The 19,063-nt window shown below is 46.8% G+C and carries 14 protein-coding genes and 1 pseudogene; 8 read left to right on the top strand and 7 right to left on the bottom strand.

Annotation, left to right across the window (positions count from 1 at the left end; genetic code table 11):
- Positions 1-23 precede the first annotated feature (23 nt).
- The 6 genes from L5M10_RS01760 (at position 24) to L5M10_RS01735 (ending at position 6,371) form a co-directional block, all read left to right on the top strand.
- Positions 24-797: an enoyl-CoA hydratase gene (locus L5M10_RS01760; RefSeq protein ID WP_011789976.1), complete on the top strand. Its 774-nt coding sequence runs from the start codon at positions 24-26 to the stop codon at positions 795-797.
- A complete protein-coding gene (locus L5M10_RS01755) occupies positions 797-1,966 on the top strand; it encodes an enoyl-CoA hydratase/isomerase family protein (protein WP_263254747.1) in 1,170 nt (389 codons plus the stop codon). The genes L5M10_RS01760 and L5M10_RS01755 overlap by 1 nt, the downstream gene beginning before the upstream one ends.
- A gap of 134 nt (positions 1,967-2,100) precedes the next feature.
- Entirely contained in the window at positions 2,101-3,003 is a 903-nt protein-coding gene (gene mmsB / locus L5M10_RS01750; protein WP_263254746.1) for a 3-hydroxyisobutyrate dehydrogenase, read from the top strand.
- Between the two features lie 24 nt (positions 3,004-3,027).
- Complete coding sequence (locus tag L5M10_RS01745) at positions 3,028-3,786, top strand: SDR family oxidoreductase (protein WP_011846385.1); 759 nt, start codon at positions 3,028-3,030, stop codon at positions 3,784-3,786.
- A 215-nt stretch (positions 3,787-4,001) separates the two neighbouring features.
- A complete protein-coding gene (locus tag L5M10_RS01740; protein WP_263199303.1) occupies positions 4,002-4,244 on the top strand; it encodes a hypothetical protein in 243 nt (80 codons plus the stop codon).
- A 78-nt stretch (positions 4,245-4,322) separates the two neighbouring features.
- A complete protein-coding gene (locus L5M10_RS01735) occupies positions 4,323-6,371 on the top strand; it encodes an alpha/beta hydrolase family protein (protein ID WP_263254745.1) in 2,049 nt (682 codons plus the stop codon).
- Between the two features lie 32 nt (positions 6,372-6,403).
- Here L5M10_RS01735 and L5M10_RS01730 read toward each other — a convergent pair whose 3' ends face one another.
- Positions 6,404-6,865 carry a MerR family DNA-binding protein gene (locus L5M10_RS01730; RefSeq protein ID WP_263254744.1) on the bottom strand — a complete coding sequence of 154 codons (462 nt, stop codon included), beginning with the start codon at positions 6,863-6,865 and terminating at the stop codon, positions 6,404-6,406.
- A gap of 155 nt (positions 6,866-7,020) precedes the next feature.
- Between L5M10_RS01730 and L5M10_RS01725 the strand changes: the two genes are divergently transcribed.
- Together L5M10_RS01725 and L5M10_RS01720 are read left to right on the top strand one after the other, a co-directional pair.
- Complete coding sequence (locus tag L5M10_RS01725) at positions 7,021-9,255, top strand: heavy metal translocating P-type ATPase (protein WP_263254743.1); 2,235 nt, start codon at positions 7,021-7,023, stop codon at positions 9,253-9,255.
- Positions 9,256-9,665: 410 nt separating this feature from the next.
- Positions 9,666-11,258, top strand: a complete 1,593-nt coding sequence (locus tag L5M10_RS01720) for an ABC-F family ATPase (protein ID WP_081729050.1) — start codon at positions 9,666-9,668, stop codon at positions 11,256-11,258.
- 215 nt (positions 11,259-11,473) lie between these two features.
- Here the strand turns inward: L5M10_RS01720 and L5M10_RS01715 are convergent, their stop codons facing one another.
- From L5M10_RS01715 to L5M10_RS01685, 6 genes and pseudogenes are all read right to left on the bottom strand, one after another.
- Entirely contained in the window at positions 11,474-11,998 is a 525-nt protein-coding gene (locus L5M10_RS01715) for a lipocalin family protein (protein ID WP_263254742.1), read from the bottom strand.
- Positions 11,999-12,117: 119 nt separating this feature from the next.
- Positions 12,118-12,996, bottom strand: coding sequence for a DMT family transporter (locus L5M10_RS01710; protein WP_263254741.1), 879 nt, complete (start codon positions 12,994-12,996; stop codon positions 12,118-12,120).
- Between the two features lie 105 nt (positions 12,997-13,101).
- On the bottom strand, positions 13,102-15,696 hold the full coding sequence (locus L5M10_RS01705) for an FAD-binding protein (RefSeq protein WP_263254740.1): 2,595 nt from the start codon (positions 15,694-15,696) through the stop codon (positions 13,102-13,104).
- Between the two features lie 177 nt (positions 15,697-15,873).
- The gene (locus tag L5M10_RS01700; protein WP_263180990.1) at positions 15,874-16,902 is read right to left on the bottom strand and encodes a diguanylate cyclase; all 1,029 of its coding nucleotides are present in this window, start codon (positions 16,900-16,902) and stop codon (positions 15,874-15,876) included.
- 268 nt (positions 16,903-17,170) lie between these two features.
- Complete coding sequence (locus L5M10_RS01695; protein ID WP_263254739.1) at positions 17,171-18,220, bottom strand: transposase; 1,050 nt, start codon at positions 18,218-18,220, stop codon at positions 17,171-17,173.
- Positions 18,221-18,793: 573 nt separating this feature from the next.
- Positions 18,794-19,063, bottom strand: a pseudogene (locus tag L5M10_RS01685) (hypothetical protein); the annotation flags it as partial.

Below are 19,063 nucleotides of genomic sequence, written 5' to 3'. Positions count from 1 at the left end.
TAACTGAAAAGGAGTCTATAAAGATGGAATATTTAGTTGAACGTATCGAAGGCCACACGGCGATTCTGACCATGAACAATCCGCCAGCCAACACTTGGACCGCCGAGAGTTTGCAGGCGCTTAAAGCCAAAGTGCTTGAGCTGAATGCCAATAAAGAGATTTACGCCTTAGTGTTAACGGGCCAAGGGCAAAAGTTCTTCTCCGCTGGCGCCGATTTAAAACTGTTTAGCGATGGTGACAAAGGTAATGCGGCAACGATGGCAAAGCATTTTGGTGAAGCCTTTGAAACCTTAAGCCAATTCCGCGGTGTGTCGATTGCCGCGATTAACGGTTATGCCATGGGCGGCGGCTTAGAAGTCGCGTTGGCCTGCGATATTCGTATCGCCGAAATTCAAGCTGTAATGGCATTACCCGAAGCGACGGTCGGTTTATTACCCTGTGCGGGTGGCACTCAAAATCTGACCGCACTCGTCGGTGAAGGTTGGGCTAAGCGGATGATTTTATGCGGCGAGCGTATCGATGCGACTCAGGCATTGAATCTACGTTTAGTGGAAGAAGTGGTCGATACTGGCGAAGCGCTTAATGCGGCAATTGCCTTAGCCGTCAAAGTGGCGAATCAAAGCCCAAGCAGCGTGACTGCGTGTAAGACGCTTATTCAAGCGGGGCGCACTATGGCGCGTAGCCAAGCGCTACCGATTGAGCGTGAGTTATTTGTCGGATTATTTGATACTGAAGATCAGGCCGAAGGCGTGAATGCGTTTTTAGGGAAACGTAAAGCTGAGTGGAGAAACCGCTAATGACGAATGTAGTAGATAATGACGTGGTCGAGCATGTCGCAAATCAGGTCACGACCACACAAAATGTGGTTTTTCAAACCTTAGCCACTGCTTCTGGCAAATTGGTTGGTGTGGTCACACTCAATGTGGAAAAAGCCCTCAATGCCTTAGATTTAGGCATGGTGCGCGCTATGACGGCGCAGCTTAATCTGTGGAAGAAAGATCCCCTTATCGCTTGCATCGTATTAGATGGCAGCGGTGAGAAGGCATTTTGTGCCGGGGGTGATGTGCGCGCTTTATACCATGCTTCCATTGCCGCTAATGGGCAAGTGACTGAGGAAGCAAAGGTTTTCTTCGAAGAGGAATATCGCCTCGATTATCTACTGCATACCTTTGGCAAACCTGTGTTGGTGTGGGGTGATGGCATAGTCATGGGCGGCGGTCTCGGTTTGATGGCGGGCGCGAGCCACCGAGTCGTTACCGAAACCTCGCGTATCGCTATGCCAGAGGTGACTATCGGCCTATATCCCGATGTGGGCGGCAGTTATTTCCTTAATCGTATGCAGGGCAAGATGGGATTGTTTTTGGGATTGACCGCCTATCAACTCAATGCCGCCGATGCCTGTTATGTGGGCCTTGCGGATCATTACCTGAACCGCGACGACAAAGAGCTGATGTTTGATGCCATGGCAACCTTAGATTGGAGCGATACGCCAGCACTTAATCATCAACGTTTAGATAGCATGATCAACGAGCTGTCTAATCAAGTGGATATTCCTAAGGGCGACAGTGTATTAGCCGAAAGCCAAGACATAATTGACAGGCTTATGGCGGGCAGTCTGCAGGATATTGCAACACGTATGTCAACTCTGGTATCGGAAGAAAAGTGGTTAATGAAAGCGCGGGACACCTTCCTTGCGGGTAGCCCTATCAGCTGGCACTTGGTCTATATCCAAGGGCAGTTAGGGACTAAGCTTAGCTTAGCTCAATGTTTCAAATGGGAATTAACCGCGAGTGTTAACGTGTGCGCCCACGGTGATTTCTGCGAAGGCGTTCGTGCACTCTTGATTGATAAAGACAAGAAACCGCAATGGTGTTTTAAGGATGTTAACTCAGTACCCACAGCGGTACTTGAGCAAATATTGGCTTCCCCATGGGGCGAGGCGCATCCCTTTAACCAACTGAGTTAAGCGTTTAAGGGCCGAGTTGGCTAAGCGCTGTGTTTATTTGCTTAGCCAAGCTCGCTTTACTCTGTGATAAAGTCAGCATAATCAATTTGATAGCATTATCACAACACTAAAAAGAACAACACAGGAGTGATGGCATGAGTTCAGTAGCCTTTATCGGTTTAGGTAATATGGGCGGCCCAATGGCGGCCAATTTATTAAAAGCAGGCATGACGGTTCGCGTCTTTGATTTAGTCCCTGAGGCTATGCAGCAATTGGCCGAACAAGGCGCCTTAGTATCAAGTACCGCCTGCGGCGCTGCAGCGGGCGCAAGTGTGGTGATTACTATGCTGCCTGCGGGCAAGCATGTGAAAAGTTTATATTTAGGCAATGGAACAGACAAAGGTCTGCTTGAAGTGGTTGCGGGTGATACCTTGCTCATCGATTGTTCAACCATCGATGCACAAAGCGCACAATTAGTTGCGGCCGAAGCGGCTAAAAGCGGCATCGAATTTATGGATGCACCAGTTTCTGGCGGCACGGCAGGCGCGGCAGCGGGTACTTTAACTTTTATTTGTGGTGGCTCGGATAACGCTTTTGAACGTGCGCAGCCCGTACTTAAGGCTATGGGTGTGAATATCTTCCACGCAGGCGGTCCAGGTGCGGGGCAAGTCGCGAAAATCTGCAATAACATGCTGTTATCTGTGCTGATGGTCGGTACTTCCGAAGCACTGCAAATGGGGATTGATCACGGTCTTGATCCTAAAGTGCTATCCGACATTATGAAGGTCAGCAGTGGCGGAAACTGGACGCTAGAGAAGTACAATCCCTGCCCAGGCGTGATGGAAACAGTGCCTTCTTCTAAGGGCTATCAGGGTGGCTTTATGGTAGATTTGATGGTCAAAGATCTCGGTCTGTCACAAGAAGCTGCATTATTGAGCAACTCTAGCACGCCAATGGGCGCTTTAGCCCGCAGCTTGTATGTTAATCATGCAAGACAAGGCAATGGTCGCCGAGATTTTTCCAGTATATTTGAACAATTTGCACCACTTAAAAAATAGACACAGATAACAAGGGATCACCAGATGGATTTAAAAGATAAGGTTGTCGTCATTACTGGCGGCGCGGGTGGCTTAGGCTTAGCAATGGCGCAAAATTTTGCGCAGGCGGGTGCTAAGATAGCGCTTATCGATGTGGACCAAGAAAAACTCGAGCGAGCCTGCGCTGAGCTTGGATCGGACACTGAAGTCCAAGGTTATGCCTTAGACATTACCGACGAAGAAGATGTCGTCGCGGGTTTTGCCTATATTCTCGAAGATTTTGGTCAAGTGAACGTGTTAGTGAACAACGCCGGTATTTTGCGTGATGGCATGTTAGTCAAAGCCAAAGACGGCAAGGTCACTGATCGTATGTCTTACGAGCAATTCCAATCGGTGATCAATGTGAACCTGACCGGCAGTTTCCTCTGTGGCCGTGAGGCCGCAGCGGCCATGATTGAATCGGGTCAAGCGGGGGTGATTGTTAACATCTCTAGCCTTGCTAAGGCGGGTAATATGGGCCAATCAAATTACGCGGCCTCAAAAGCGGGTGTTGCGGCTATGTCCGTCGGTTGGGCGAAGGAGTTAGCGCGCTACAATATCCGTAGTGCAGCCGTGGCACCGGGCGTTATCGCGACCGAGATGACGGCGGCAATGAAGCCAGAAGCGTTGGAGCGTTTAGAGAAACTCGTGCCAGTTGGCCGCTTAGGTCATGCCGACGAGATAGCTTCTACCGTACGTTTTATTATTGAAAACGATTATGTTAACGGTCGTGTGTTTGAAATCGATGGTGGTATCCGTCTTTAGAGCGATATCTTATTGATTTGCATAAAAACCGAGCTTAGGCTCGGTTTTTTTATAGGGTAAATAAAGATAATGGTTCTTATACTCTAGCTTTCGGATTTATTTAGATTTCACTGTTGGAGTTGACATTTAGTTGTTAACCTTCAACAATCGCTCTCCCGTTTTTTTACATAACTTTACAAACATGTTGATCACATGTAATGGAGCTTGAAATCCGGATGTCTTGGCAGGAAAAAGCCCACTGGCTTGAGAAAATCACTAAGCGCATGATGTTGAGCGTGGGTATCTTAGGGTTGGTTGTGATTTATTGCGGTTTCTTTTTTCTGCTCTTTAGTGGCCGCTCTGTGGCCGTGATCCCATGGTTTTTTCTTATCTCACCTTGGGTGTGTATTTATTTTGGTTTAACGCAAGTACAACAAGTGCAAGTGGTAAATTGGTTCTTAAAAAAATTTAAAAAATAACTAATTTACACATAACTCATTTCTGCAAGTTCATATTTTGTTTCGGTTTGTGCAGTTGGCAAACATTGGGGAGAAACAATGAAGCTACATGGATATTTATGGATGCTGGGGGGCTTATTTTGTTTAGGTGCTTGCGAGCGCTCGAACAAAGAGACGCCGCATCTTAGTGATAATGGCGCGCGCATAGTTGCGCCCTATGGTAGTTGGCAGTCTCCGCTATCGGCGACTGAAGTGTTTGAGCAGGCCGATAATGTGGCTGAGTTGCAAAGCGTTGATGGTGCTATTTATTTCTCTGAATCTGATGGTGAAAAACAAGGCCAAGTCGGGATCAAACGCCTCGACCAACGTGGAAACATTACCGACATAGTGCCGCCTGCGTTTAATGTTAAATCCGCCGTTCATGAATACGGTGGTGCCGCCTTTTTGGGGATTGGTCAGAGTCTGTTTGCCACTAAGGCACAGGACCAACTGTTTTATCGTTTTGCCCCTAATCAACCCCCTTTGCCTTTAACGCCAAATGGTACTCGCCATGCAGATTGTATTGCTTACCCCAAAGGGTCGAGGATTATCTGTGTGCGCGAAGATCATCGTCAAGCGGGTGAGCCTAAGGCGAGTCTTGTTACCATTAATCTTAATTTTGCCGGTGAAGGCGATACCTTTGTTTCGGGCCATGACTTTATTTCTTCGCCAGCCATCTCGCCCGATAACAGCCAACTGGCGTGGATCACGTGGGAACATCCCTATATGCCATGGGATAATAGCGTGCTCTGGCTTGGGGATCTGGACCGTAAAGGGCAATTACACAATATTCGTAAGGTAAACACGCCCGCAGACTCTTCGGTGTCGCAGCCATTATTTAGTCCTGATGGACAATTGTATGTCGTATCGGATATCAGTAACTGGTGGAATATCTATCGAGTCACGGCACAAAATACCTTAGACCCAGTGCTAAAGAAAAAGGCCGAGTTTGCGGTAGCTGATTGGTATTTAGGCAATCATAACTATGCCTTTGAATCCGAAAAAACGATTATTGCCAGTTATATGCTTGGTAGTCAGGCCGTTTTAATTAGACTGCATCTAGATTCAGGCCTGACCGAATCTTTGGCCGTCGACTTTGGTGAAATCACCCAAGTGATCCGAGGGGAAGATGCTGTTTATTTTGTCGGCGCTAAGGCGACGCCAGAGAAGGGCATTTATAAAGTGATCGGTCGTGGTACTGAGTTGGTGTATACCCCTAACTTACCAAAACTTAATCCCAATTATATCTCCCGTGCTAAAAATATTACTTTTAAAACAGGTGCTAACCAGCAAGCTTACGGTTATTTTTATGGTCCGGTTAACCCCAACTATACTGCGCCTAATGATACCCGTCCGCCCTTGATTGTAATGTTACATGGCGGTCCTACGGCGCGGGCGAGTCTGGCTTATCGCAGTGACATTCAATTTTGGACCAGCCGAGGTTTTGCGGTTCTCGATGTTAATTTCCGTGGCAGCAGTGGTTTTGGCCGTGCTTACCGTCAAAGTATTTACGGAAAATGGGGCCAAGTTGATGTGGAAGATGCGGTCAATGCGGCCCGTTATTTAGTTGATAAGGGTTGGGTCGATGGACAAAAACTGGCGATTCGAGGTGTTAGCGCTGGTGGGTTAACTGTGATGTCGTCCTTGGCATTTTATGATGTATTTCAAGCGGGGGTGAGCTATGCGGGGATCAGTGACTTTGAACAGCTCGCCAAGAGTACCCATAAATTCGAGACTGGCTACTTAGATCTGCTTATCGGCCCCTATGGTGAAAATCAAGCCCGCTATAGGGAGCTGTCGCCCCTGCATCACCTTGAAGGATTGAATGAGCCTTTATTAATTTTTCAAGGATTACGTGACCAAATCGTGCCACCACAGCAGTCGCGGCAGATTTATGAGGCGTTGAAAGTGAGAGGCGTACCCACGGCTTATATCGCTTATCAGGATGAACCCCACGGCGGTTGGAAACCTGAGCACAAGGCCGCAGGATTAGAAACTGAGCTGGCATTTTATGGGCAAGTGTTTAACTTTACCCCAGCGGGTAAGCTTGTAACACTGGTACTGGATAACGCCGCGGCGTTAAAGCCAACCATAGTGAGAAGTCAATAACGTGGTATTTACCGTTATTGAACTTGCCATCGCTATTGCGATTGGCTTTTACCGCAACACTCAGAGCCAGCATTTTGCTGGCTCTTGTGATTTTCATGGCTGCCATGAGTCTCGTGACTTAGGCTGTCGATAATGGCGCAGTGGGGCTGATCGCCGCCTTTGCATTGGGTCACCATGTGCTGCAATTGCGCCCTAAGCTGCTGTAACTTATTGATTTGCTCTTCGACATAGGCAAGATGAGTTTGGGTAAGCAGCTTAACGTCCTCGGCATTACGGCTTTCATTGCCCTTAAGACCAAGCAAGGATTTGCAATCCTCTAGGCTAAAACCTAAGTCGCGACATTGATGCACAAACTTAAGTGCTTCAATATCTTGATGGCGATAAACTCGATAACCCGCCTCATTGCGCTCGCCGCACACTAAGCCAATATCATGATAATAACGGATACTCTTAACACTTAAGCCCGTTTGTTTCGCCACTTCACCTATCTTCATTTTGACCTCTATTTTTCCAACTGAATGGTATCACCCATTTCGCCCAGCAATTAATTGTCGATGTGATCACATTGAGCAAATTCATCCTTGACTCTCCAGTGATGGGAGACTTTATCTTAGACCTATAGTGTGAAACATCAAGTGAGGGAGCTCCCATGTCTATGACCAGACTCTATGTCGCCAATATGAATTGCGCTGGCTGCGTCGCAAAAATTGAAAAGGCGTTTGCCGCTCAAGAGGGCGTTGAAGCGCGTGTGAATCTCGCCGATAAGCAAGTGACGGTAGAAGGCAAGATGAGCGCTGATAGCGCCTTGGCTGTGATGGCAAATGCGGGTTATCCGGCGCAGGTCGTTATTGATGCTAAAGTCGCCGCCGAAGAAAAACGCCTTGAAGATGCCGCCGAGTATCGACTGCGGATGCGCCAAGCTATAGCTGCGCTCGTTGTGGGTGTTCCCATGATGCTGTGGGGATTACTGGGCGGTGAAATGATGATCAACAGCCCAAACCTGCAGTTAGGCTGGGGCATCATGGGACTGGTCACTTTGGCTTTACTCATCACCACAGGCAGACATTTCTATCAAGGCATGTGGCGGGCGCTAAAAGCCAAAACCACTAACATGGATACGCTGATTGTGCTGGGTACCAGTACCGCATGGGCCTATTCCATGTTGGTAGTCATTATGCCCAGCGCATTCCCTATGGATACCCGCCATGTGTACTTTGAGGCGAGTGTGATGATCTTAGGTTTGATTAACTTAGGTCATGGACTCGAATTCAAAGCGCGGGGCAAAACCAGCGAAGCGGTGCAGCGACTGCTCGGGTTGCAATCCACTACTGCGATTCGTATTACGGATAAGGGGGATGAAAAGGTTGAGATAAGTCAGTTGAAACTGGGCGATAAGCTGCGTTTGCGCCCCGGAGACAGAGTTGCCCTTGATGGTGAGGTCGAAACAGGACAATCCCTACTTGATGAAGCCATGCTCACAGGTGAGCCTATTCCCGTGCTTAAAAATCGGGGAGATAGTCTGAGCGCGGGCACAGTCAATGGCAACGGCAGCTTAGTTTACCGAGTGACGGCTGGGCAACAAGATACTAAGCTCGCCAAAATCATTGCACTGGTGCAACAGGCACAAACGTCAAAATTACCCATAGGTCGATTGGCCGATAAGATCTCCGCGGTATTTGTCCCGACTGTGGTGGCGATAGCGCTGCTGGCGGCGGCTATTTGGTATTTTGCAGGTCCAGCGCCCGCCTTAAGCCATGCGTTAGTGGTGCTGACGAGTGTGCTTATCATAGCTTGTCCCTGTGCGCTGGGGCTGGCTACGCCTATGTCTATCATGGTGGCTGTGGGACGCGCAGCCCAAATGGGCGTGTTAGTTAAAAATGGCGAAGCGTTGCAAACCGCCAGTAAAGTTGACTGTGTGGTGCTGGATAAAACCGGTACTGTCACCTTGGGCAAGCCGCAAGTCACTGACTTTGTATTAGTACAAACACTGAGTGATGCCGATAAAGAAACCTTGCTGGGCGAAATTGCAAGCCTTGAGCAGCACTCTGAGCATCCGTTAGCGGGGGCGATTGTCAGTTATGCCAAGGAATCACAGACGCAATTGCCCGACACACAGGCGTTTACGAACCATCAAGGTAAGGGGATTGAGGGCAAGGTCGATGGCGTATCGCTGGCGATAGGTAATCTCGCCTTGATGACGGCATTGAATATTGTCAATTCCGATGGCAGTGCCTTAGATCCTAACGCGACATTAAGTTTTGCGAACCAAGGTAAAACCCCGATTTATGTCGCTAAAGCGGGCAAGTTAGTGGCCACTATCGCACTTGCCGATCCGATTAAACCCGATGCCAAAGAAGCCATCGCGGCCATGCTGCAAAGGGGCATTCGCGTGGTGCTGTTAACGGGGGATAACCCACAAACGGCGCAGGCGGTGGCCGACCAAGTGGGCATCACCGAAGTGATTGCTGGTGTACTGCCCGAGCAAAAACAACAGCATGTGCTGGATTTACAAAAGCAAGGGCATGTGGTGGCTATGGTTGGGGATGGTATTAATGATGCGCCAGCTCTGATGAGCGCGGATGTGGGGATCGCGATGGGATCGGGCACTGAGGTGGCGATTGAAAGTGCGGACATCACCTTGCTGTCGCAGCAATTGATAGTGATTGCTAACTTATTGGCATTGTCGCGGGCGACGATTACCAATATTAAGCAGAATCTGTTCGGCGCCTTTGTGTATAACAGTTTGGGTATTCCGGTTGCGGCGGGCGTGCTTTATCCACTTACGGGCATGTTATTAAGCCCTGTGATTGCGGGTGCAGCCATGGCTTTGTCTTCACTGACTGTCGTCACGAACGCCAACCGCTTAAGACGACAGAAGTTATAAGCTGCCTGTGCCCAAAAAAGCTCAATATACTGAAATGGGTATCTTGAGCTAACTCTGGGCTATGTCCACATTAACACTTACCACATAAGTCCTTAGCAGATAGTCCCTAATCTGATGACCCTTAGCATCGCCAAGCTTTACGACGCTAAGGTCATCAGATTGTCATTCGGCGCGAATACATTGAAAGCTAAGCCAATAGGGTAAAATCAATTACGCTTCTCATACAGGCATAGTGCGGCGATTTCGGCATTCCCTCTGGCTTTCTAGCCGCCTTTTTAGTTGATAATTTAGCCCAAACTGCTATAGTGCCACGTTTATTTTTACCCCTTCGGCATAGCGTTATTTGGTTTATGCTTATTTAAAGCGGCGCCAGCGGGCTCGGCCAACATTACTCGATTTGGAAGTTCATTTTGATCACAACAGCAAATATCACCATGCAGTTCGGCGCTAAGCCACTGTTTGAAAACATCTCAGTTAAATTTGGCGGTGGTAACCGTTACGGTCTTATCGGCGCGAATGGCTGTGGTAAATCGACCTTCATGAAGATCCTGTGTGGTGATCTAGATCCTAGCAGCGGTAACGTCTCGTTAGATGTGAATGAGCGTCTGGGTAAATTAAGCCAGAACCAGTTCGGTTATGAAGAATTCAACCTGATCGACACCGTGATCATGGGCCACCGCGAACTGTGGAAGGTAAAGCAAGAACGTGACCGTATTTATTCTTTACCCGAAATGAGTGAAGAAGATGGCATTACCGTCGCCAACCTAGAGATGGATTTTGCTGAGATGGACGGTTATACCGCCGAATCTCGTGCTGGCGAATTACTGTTAGGTGTAGGTATCGGTATTGAAAGCCATTTTGGTTTGATGTCTGAAATCGCACCGGGTTTAAAACTGCGTGTATTGTTAGCACAAGCCCTGTTCTCTGATCCAGACGTGCTGCTGCTTGACGAACCTACCAACAACTTGGACATCGACACAATCCGTTGGTTACAAGACATGTTGAACCAACGTAGCAGTACTATGGTTATCATTTCGCATGATAGATATTTCTTAAACTCAGTCTGTACGCACATGGCTGACTTAGACTACGGCGAACTGCGCGTTTACCCAGGTAACTACGACGAATACATGCAAGCAGCGACTCAAGCTCGCGAGCGTTTATTGTCTGATAATGCGAAGAAAAAAGCCCAGATCTCTGAACTGCAAACCTTCGTAGCACGCTTCTCGGCTAACGCTTCTAAAGCGAAACAAGCCACATCACGTGCCCGTCAAATCGACAAGATTAAGTTAGATGAAGTAAAAGCCTCTAGCCGTGTGAACCCCTTCATTCGTTTCGAGCAAGAGAAGAAATTGTTCCGTAATGCCTTAGTGATTGAAAACCTAACTAAAGGCTACGACACTCCGTTATTCAAAGACTTAAACTTAATTGTTGAAGTGGGCGAGCGCATTGCGGTATTGGGTGAAAACGGCGTCGGTAAAACAACCCTGTTACGTACCCTGATCCACGATATTCCGCAGGATGCAGGTACTATCCAATGGTCTGAAAACGCTAACATTGGTTACTATGCACAGGACCATGAGTCTGATTTCGCTAACGAAATGACGCTGTTCGAGTGGATGAGCCAATGGCGCAAGCCAGAAGATGACGACCAATCGGTACGTGGCATCTTAGGCCGTATGTTGTTTGGCTCTGACGACATTAAAAAGTCAGTCAAAGTGCTGTCTGGTGGTGAGAAAGGTCGTATGTTATTCGGCAAGCTCATCATGCAAAAAGCCAATATTTTAGTGCTCGACGAACCGACCAACCACATGGATATGGAATCGATTGAATCACTGAACAACGCGCTGGAAATGTACGAAGGGACCTTGATTTTCGTGAGTCATGACCGTGCATTCGTATCGTCTCTGGCAAACCGTATCCTTGAAGTCACTCATTCAGGCGTGAATGATTTCAGAGGCACTTACGATGAGTTCCTTGCTAGCAAAGGCATCGAAGTCTAACGCTATTTGTTATTTAGCTGCATGTGTAAATACATGCATTTAAATACATGCATTTAAATACATGCATTTAAATACATGCATTTAAATACAGTGCAGCTAAATGCAGCATCAATAAAAACGCCGCGATTCATTGCGGCGTTTTTGTATCCATTTGCTGTCTTTTTATCTAGCGATTAGCTTTCGCGCACTCGATTTTAGCGCATTGGCGGCACTCGTTAGGGCGCTGACTCTTGCTGCACATAAATCAAATTGTCGGTAACAAAGCCGCGGGCTTTAGACATTTCAACAAATTTTTGCAACACCTCCGGTGGCACAGTTGGGGTTTTAGCCAATAGCCACAAATAACCTGTGTCGGGTCCCGATATAAAAGCGTATTGATAGTTTTCATGATCTAATTCGAAGACCACATACGATCCATAAAATGGCCCAAAGAAGGAGACTTTCAAATAGCCTTCTGAATCCCCATTCACAAAATAGGCCTTACCTTCGGCTTCTTTCCATTCATTTTTAGCCGCGGAAAATCCACGGTTAATGACCCTAACACCACCATCCTCTTTCAGGCTGTATTCTGCGCTAACTTGGCTTAAGCCTCTTTCGAATGAATGATCTAATCGTGCAATTTCGTACCATTTACCTAAGTATTTATTTAGCTCGAAATCATTCACGGGTTGAACCAGTTTAGGCATGCCTAAGCAACCGCTGAGCAAAAATATACTAATGACTAACAGTAGCTTTCTCAATTTGACCTCCTGATCTTAAGTCTTAGTCGCACGTCTTCGGTGCAATGTTCAATCAATCCTCTGTTGAGCTTACACTATTTTCTTCACATTATTTCAGCTACTTGGCAAAGTGTTGTTGGTTAGCCGCTCGTAATCAATACTTTGCGCTGACTGATAAAGCCTTGGCTAATGCCGGCCAGAATAATCAAGCCGACACCGCTTAATTGCATGGGACTCAAGGTTTCACCAAATATCCACCATGCCAGCGTCACTACGATAACAGGTTCCACATAGGCGAGGGTGCCAAAAGTGACAGCAGGCAATTGGCGTAGGGCTTTTACCGCCAGCAAAATGGTTAAAAATCCGGGGAAGAATCCAATCGCAATTAACCAGCCCATTTGCGGCAAACTTGGCGTTAGCGGTGCATTTATCACTAAGGGCAGTAGGCACAAAGCACCGATACTTAGCTGCACTAAAGTGCTTTGATAGGGCGAACTCAGGCTAGGTTTTCGGTTGATTAACATAAAACCGCAGTAGGTTAATAGGGCGAGTAGGGCATAAAAATAGCCTAATAATTCAGTGTGATTGCTCGCTTGCTGCGGCCCTGTTGGGATCATTAACATAAAGCCCATCAGCGCGACGACCACGCTTGCCATGCTTAAGCGGGTGAGTTTCTCGGCAAAGAAATAATGGGCAAAAATAGCCGACACCACAGGGGCTAAGTAAATAATCATGATCACATTGGCCATTTGGGTGTACTGAATGGCTTCAATATAAAACGCCATAAAACCCGCGAGCATAGCGCCATTCACTAAGTTGCGTTTGCTGGGTCTATGGCGAATCTGATGGCCTTTACCTGTGAGCAGCATATAAGCCAATAGAAATAGGGCACCGAGCAGTAAGCGGTAGAAGGTAATGTGCTCGGCGGGTAGGGCGGCAAAGCGCGCTAATACACCGATTGTGCCCATAAGAATGGCCGCCAATAGGGCAAAAATGATAGCTAAAGCTGAGCTGGGCATAGATAACCTACAACAGAGTGAACAGAGAGTTAAGGGGCGACATCGTCCTGTGGACGGCGTCGATTTTGCCTTAAAAACTCACCCTAGGCTATGCCGATATATTAACTAAATAATGCTTTTACGTGAGCGGAAATGGTTAAAGCTATCTTGGCTGTAGGCCGCCTTAATCCGTTTTAACGCGGCGTAATTATGGTCGAAGTACACATCAGTGGGGATAGCCTTATCTTTGAAGCTGATAAAGGCGCCCGAGGTGTTGGGGATGTCATAATTTCGGCTGGCATCAATCCAATCGAGTGCACGATTGATGCGAGTAAACACTTGGCTATCCTGCAATTGTTGTTTCTCTTGCAGCGCGTTATTCCACCAAGTTTGATATTGAATCGTGTATTGTCTGTCCTTGTAGGGGAAGGCGCTGTGACTCTTTTGCTCTTCACCCATAGTGCGATAATAATCACCCGCAATGGCGCCAAGGGTGACATAGGTAAATAGCCCCAATTGGCGATTACCTTCAAGCACATAGCGAGAGGTTAAGCTTTCGAGCAGTGGCTTATAACCGCCCCTTAGCCCCGTTTGATTGACTAAGCGCGAGGTGACTTTATGGGGCGCGGGCTCATCCAAATCAGGTGGCGTCGGTGAGCGGTTTATGCCTTGCAAGTCCGCTTGCAGATGATGAAAAGATTCCCTTTCCCAATTGGCCATTAAGTTTTCACCGTAGGCTTTGGTAAGTCCGCCCATCCCCTCGATGCGAATTTCATTGGGCACTAGGTCAAACTCATTAAATTGTGTCTGGATAAAGTGATTCAGACTGGCGGAATTGCCTTCCCAAAAGCCATACATCAAGCAGTTATGCTTAATCGACTCTGTGTCTATGTCAGGCGTTTTGTGTTGTTCTGCGGGGAAATGTCTGGCATTTATCTTGAGATTGGTGCCAATCAAACAGCCAGTGCTGTCGGCATTAATGATGGCTTCCCAGCGCTGTAAAATGTCTTTGGTTGGAGTGTGCTCAATGAGTTCTTGGGTTTGTTTATCGTAGCAATTCCATTCTAATTCAAACTTGATAAGGCAAGGCGGTAGTGGAAAGGTTTGAACAAAAAAGCGGGTCACTATGCCGTAACTTAACCCACCACCACCCTTAAGCGCCCAGAGTAACTCAGGTTTATTGGCAACAGAGACGACTTGAGTTTCACCAACGCCGAGGACGATTTCTGCCTGTAATAGGGATTCGCAGCACATGCCGTGTTTGCGGGTCCAAGGTCCTGAGCCGCCGCCCATAATAAATCCCGCTATGGCAACACTGCCACAGGAGCTATGGGGGATCATCACGCCTTGTTTGGCAAGGGCTGTGGTGAGATTGATAAAACGATTACCTGGGCCAATGGCCGCAATACCTGTAATGGGATCTAAAGTGAGGCTATCCATCTTCAGCAGATCTAACACTACGGTATTCGTTTCAGTGCTTTCACCTTCGTGATCATTCCCACCCGAGCGCACGCTGATTGGCAAGTTATAATCGATGGCCGCCTTATAGGCGATTTTGACTTCTTCAGTTGATGTGCATTTGATGATCGCCAGAGGCTTTTTTTGTAATCTGCGGTTGAACAGCTGGCAAGCCTGTTGGTAGGCGATCATTTGCTTACCTGTGCTGACCGAAAGTTGCTGCTCACTATAATAATGGCCACCGGTAATAATATTATCGGCCGGAATGTGTGCGCGAACTTCATTGATGAAATTAACAAAGTTTTTGGCTTGAGTGATCACTAAGTTTTCACTAATACGCACTTCAGTACTTAATTCTTCTTCGGTCGATTGAATAATCAGACAATCCCGTTCGAGTTCATTTGCGACGGTGACTTTAATGTTAGAGCGATAGACTGTCAGCGATTTAAACACTTCAATATTGAGTGTAATATCCGCTTGATTACTCGCCGTGTAATTCACTAAATAACTAAAATTTGGCCAAGTGTTATAGTTACATTCAATAATATAGGCTCGGCGTTCGTGGGGCGGAATAATCTTAGGCAGTTGTTGATTATAGGTGTTGCTATCCGTAGTGGTTTTTATGAATTGATGTTCAGTATCATTAAATATGACCAGCAGCACTTTTTGCCTTTTAAGTGGGATAAAGTTTTCACCACGAATATTATGTGCATCTTGATGCTGATAAATATAAAGGTTATTTTCGCTAATCGATCTTTGTTGCGCTGGATTACGGTAATAGTCAACGATTTCAGTTCGCGTTAATAATCGATTGAGCAAGGTGATGCCAAATATTTCACCATCGAAATGTGTATCGCGATGATTCGGTAAAGACACGTTTTCAATTAAAAATTCATTGTCGGCAACCAGTGACAGATTATTGAGTTGTGTATGGGTAATTTCACCATCCACATAACAACTGATTTCATGGTATTCATGGCAGATGGACAATAAGTGCCACTGACCGTCGTTGAGTCCACCTAAGGTTGATATTGCCTCAACCCGCAGTAAGGTGGTATTAATCACGCATTCAATATGCCCCAGTGAATTTATATCCACCGCAAAATAGGTATCTTCCCTATCAGTTTTATAATGGAACACACGCCCACCTGCGCTGGTTTTCAACCAACACTGGTATGTGAATATGGCAAGGGGTGACGTGCTCACGGGTAAGCTTTTTTCAATCACTGCCCGTATATTTCTTGATGCCTCAAGCTTATTCATATTCGTGCGTCCTTTCGTGTGCTTTGCGTGTTTTACCTCAGTGCGCTAAAGCGCTACTGGGGTAATTCATCCCGTGGTTAATCCATCGCGGGTAACTAAGTCGCGGGTAACTATGTTTTGGGTCAATCAGTTTTGGGTAAATCAGTTGCGGGCAAACAAGTCGCCAATTAATAGGTATTAAAGCGACGTATTGATCCTGTCACGGCCATCGGCTTTGGCGCGATACAATGCGGTATCGGCGGCGCACAGCATGGCGAGTGAGGTACGGAATTGGCCATTGATTTCACTCGCAATCCCTTGGCTCGCGCTCACAGAGACATAGTCGCGCAGGCCTTGCTCAGTAAAGCGCAGGTCATTAATCCCTTGCTGCACTTTTTGGGCAATCGTCAGTGCCATTTTGGCATTGTGGCTTGGCAGTATTAGCGCGAATTCTTCACCGCCGTAACGCGCTGCCAGGCCAATTTCTATTGGCACTATGTCAGCAATCACTTTGGCAATCTTTCGTAGACATTCGTCCCCTTGGATATGGCCGAATTGGTCGTTGAACACTTTGAAGTAATCCACATCGATAATCACCACGCTGATCGGGCGCAACTTACCTGTGCATTCTTCCCAATAGTGATGCAGCATTTCATCAAAATATCGGCGGTTCGCCAGTCCTGTCAGTGAATCTGTGGCGGCCAATTTACGTAGCTTTTGATTTTCCGCTTTGTGCTGCGTTAAATCGTGCATCATCATCACAAACAGAGGTTCATGGCTGGGGATGTAGGAAATGGAAAGCTCAACATCTTTTGCTTTGCCTGAGGCGGTAATGAGGGTGATTTCTTCGGCGCAGTGCTGCACTGGGATACCGCAATTTTTGCCTAATTTAATATCATTGCTCAGCAGATTGTCATAGCGAGCTTGGTGGTGTTCGGTCAAAAAGTTGCGCCAATCTTGTCCCTTCAAACTGGCCTGCGGGCATGTCAGTAAGTCAGCACCTTTGCTATTGCTAAAGTAAATGTAACCTTGGGCATTGACGATAATCACCGGCTCTGTCAGATGCTGAATAAACTGTTGAATCGTTTCAATCGAGGCATGTTCGAAGAAGGTTAACGGCAACGAGGGTTCGACCAAGCCTTGCTGCGCAGTGCACTGTGAGCCATTGCCTTCACCCACAAGTGATAATGGATGTTGTGAGCGAGTCTGTTTAGGTGAGCTTGTCATTGTTATCATTCTCCGTGAACCTAATGTCATCTGCGCTAAGCGCTTTTCTGATGATGACTTTATTCTTCGCAAAGAAAAGATACCTTCTGCTTACCTTCTGGTGTAATTTGTTGATTTTAAATGTTTTAAATTTTACCTTCTGAGTCGTTTTGTCAGCGATTAGGTAGGATAGTTAGTTGGGCGCTTGCTTACATCTCACAAAATTTGGGCTAAATAGCCACAAATCTTAAGCATTACGACTGAGTCGAATATTTGTTGTTAGGGCAATTTAACGCAATGTAAGTCCATTAATTTGCTCCGGATGTAGTGCTTGGCTATGGGATTTCCCTCGACACCATTTGCCACCTTGCTTGTGTTTAAATGCACACATCGCATCCCATCGACCGCTTATGCCACTGAACTGTCGGCGAAACTCTTTGGCTGAAAGTAACCATGCATCGGATGCAATCCCTAACTCATTAAGCAGTTTAGGTCGCTGGTTATCGATAAATCCTTTTTTATCATGGCGAATCGCGCGACCCGTCCAATCGATAAGTTCCAGATAATCGGCAAAATGAAAGGGGATGCCCGTTTGTCGATGAAGGTGCGTTGCACCATCAAATTTTGCGAGGGATTTATCTGGTGTTGGCTGAGAGTTATCTACTGGGGTTTTGGTTATCAGTGGTGTGATGCTGTTAGGGGAAAGTGCATTTAGACGTTTTTGAATTGATGTAAAATCAGAGGATTGCAAAGAATCGGCAATGCCAGCTCGAATAGGATTCAAATCAACGTACATCATACACGCCAGTAATGCTTGCTCATCTAACAGTGCTTGGGATTTAAAACGGCCTTCCCAGAAGGCACCTTTGCACTCATCTTCTCGATTTGCGTTACGGGCAATCTCTTCATTTAGGCATCGCATAAACCAAGAGATACTGCTTAATCGCTCTTGCCACTCGGCAATTAAGGCATCGAGTAACATGCGTTCACCGTCGATTAATGCATCACCATTCATATATTTAGTGGCAATAGCATGGCCTTTGGTGATTTGACGCCAGCGACTGATAATGTCTCTTTGCGTTAACGATTTAGCCTTCTCCACGTCAATCTTAAGCACTAAATGATAGTGATTGCTCATCACCGCATAGGCGCAGATATCGATACAAAAGATGGTGGATAATGCTTTGATTTTATCGACAATCCAGCCACGTCTATGCTCATAACTGCGGCCTGTGAGTTTATCCTCACCGCACAGAAAAGCCCTTCTGACACAGCGATTTATCACATGATAGAAGGGAGTTGTATTAGCATCGATAAGCATTCTTCTGGCCGAGGTCATCATCCGCTCCAAACAGACGCAATCAAGATAATGTAAAGGCTAGTATAAGAGGGGATAAAGCACAAAAAGACATGGCTGTCCCCGCTTTTGCCGTGTCTAAAGATGGTGGATAATGCTTTGATTTTATCGACAATCCAGTCACGTCTATGCTCATAACTGCGGCCTGTGAGTTTATCCTCACCGCACAGAAAAGCCCTTTTGACACAGCGATTTATCACATGATAGAAGGGCGTTGTATTAGCATCGATAAGCATTCTTCTGGCCGAGGTCATCATCCGCTCCAAACAGACGCAATCAAGATAATGTAAAGGCTAGTATAAGAGGGGATAAAGCACAAAAAGACATGGCTGTCCCCGCTTTTGTCCCCGCTTTTGCATTTAGCTCATTTCAGGAGGCGTTTATCTAGAAAATATATGGCTGTCCTGAAAGAATTGGCTGTCCTGAAAGAATTGTGAAAAAAAATTATTGGGTCAATAAAAGAAGGGACAGGGTAAGCTGTCCCCGATTTAATCTTTTAAATTAATTAGGTTTGTTAATAATCTGCGGATCAGGACTTAGTACTGAAGGATCCCCTCATAAATCAGCCATAGCATAGCCATATTTGAGCAACTGATTGGCGAATAATACCCAGGCCGCCAGCAATTCTTTCTCCGTGATTTGATAATCAGGCCGCCTGAGTACCTCCAATCCCAAGCGAATCGTTGAGAGTACCGTTCGATGCCCAATGGTATTGGCCTGAAAATGCTTATCCCAGCCCTGTTGCTGTGCGTGTAAACCAACTAGCCACAACAGGCATTGAACTGTGCGTGTAAACCAACTAGCCACAACAGGCATTGAACCATC

It is taken from the genome of Shewanella sp. SM32 (assembly GCF_025654235.1).
GTDB lineage: Bacteria > Pseudomonadota > Gammaproteobacteria > Enterobacterales > Shewanellaceae > Shewanella > Shewanella oncorhynchi.
Note: the sequence above shows the minus strand (reverse complement) of the source record. Positions and strands in the feature narration are given on the sequence as shown.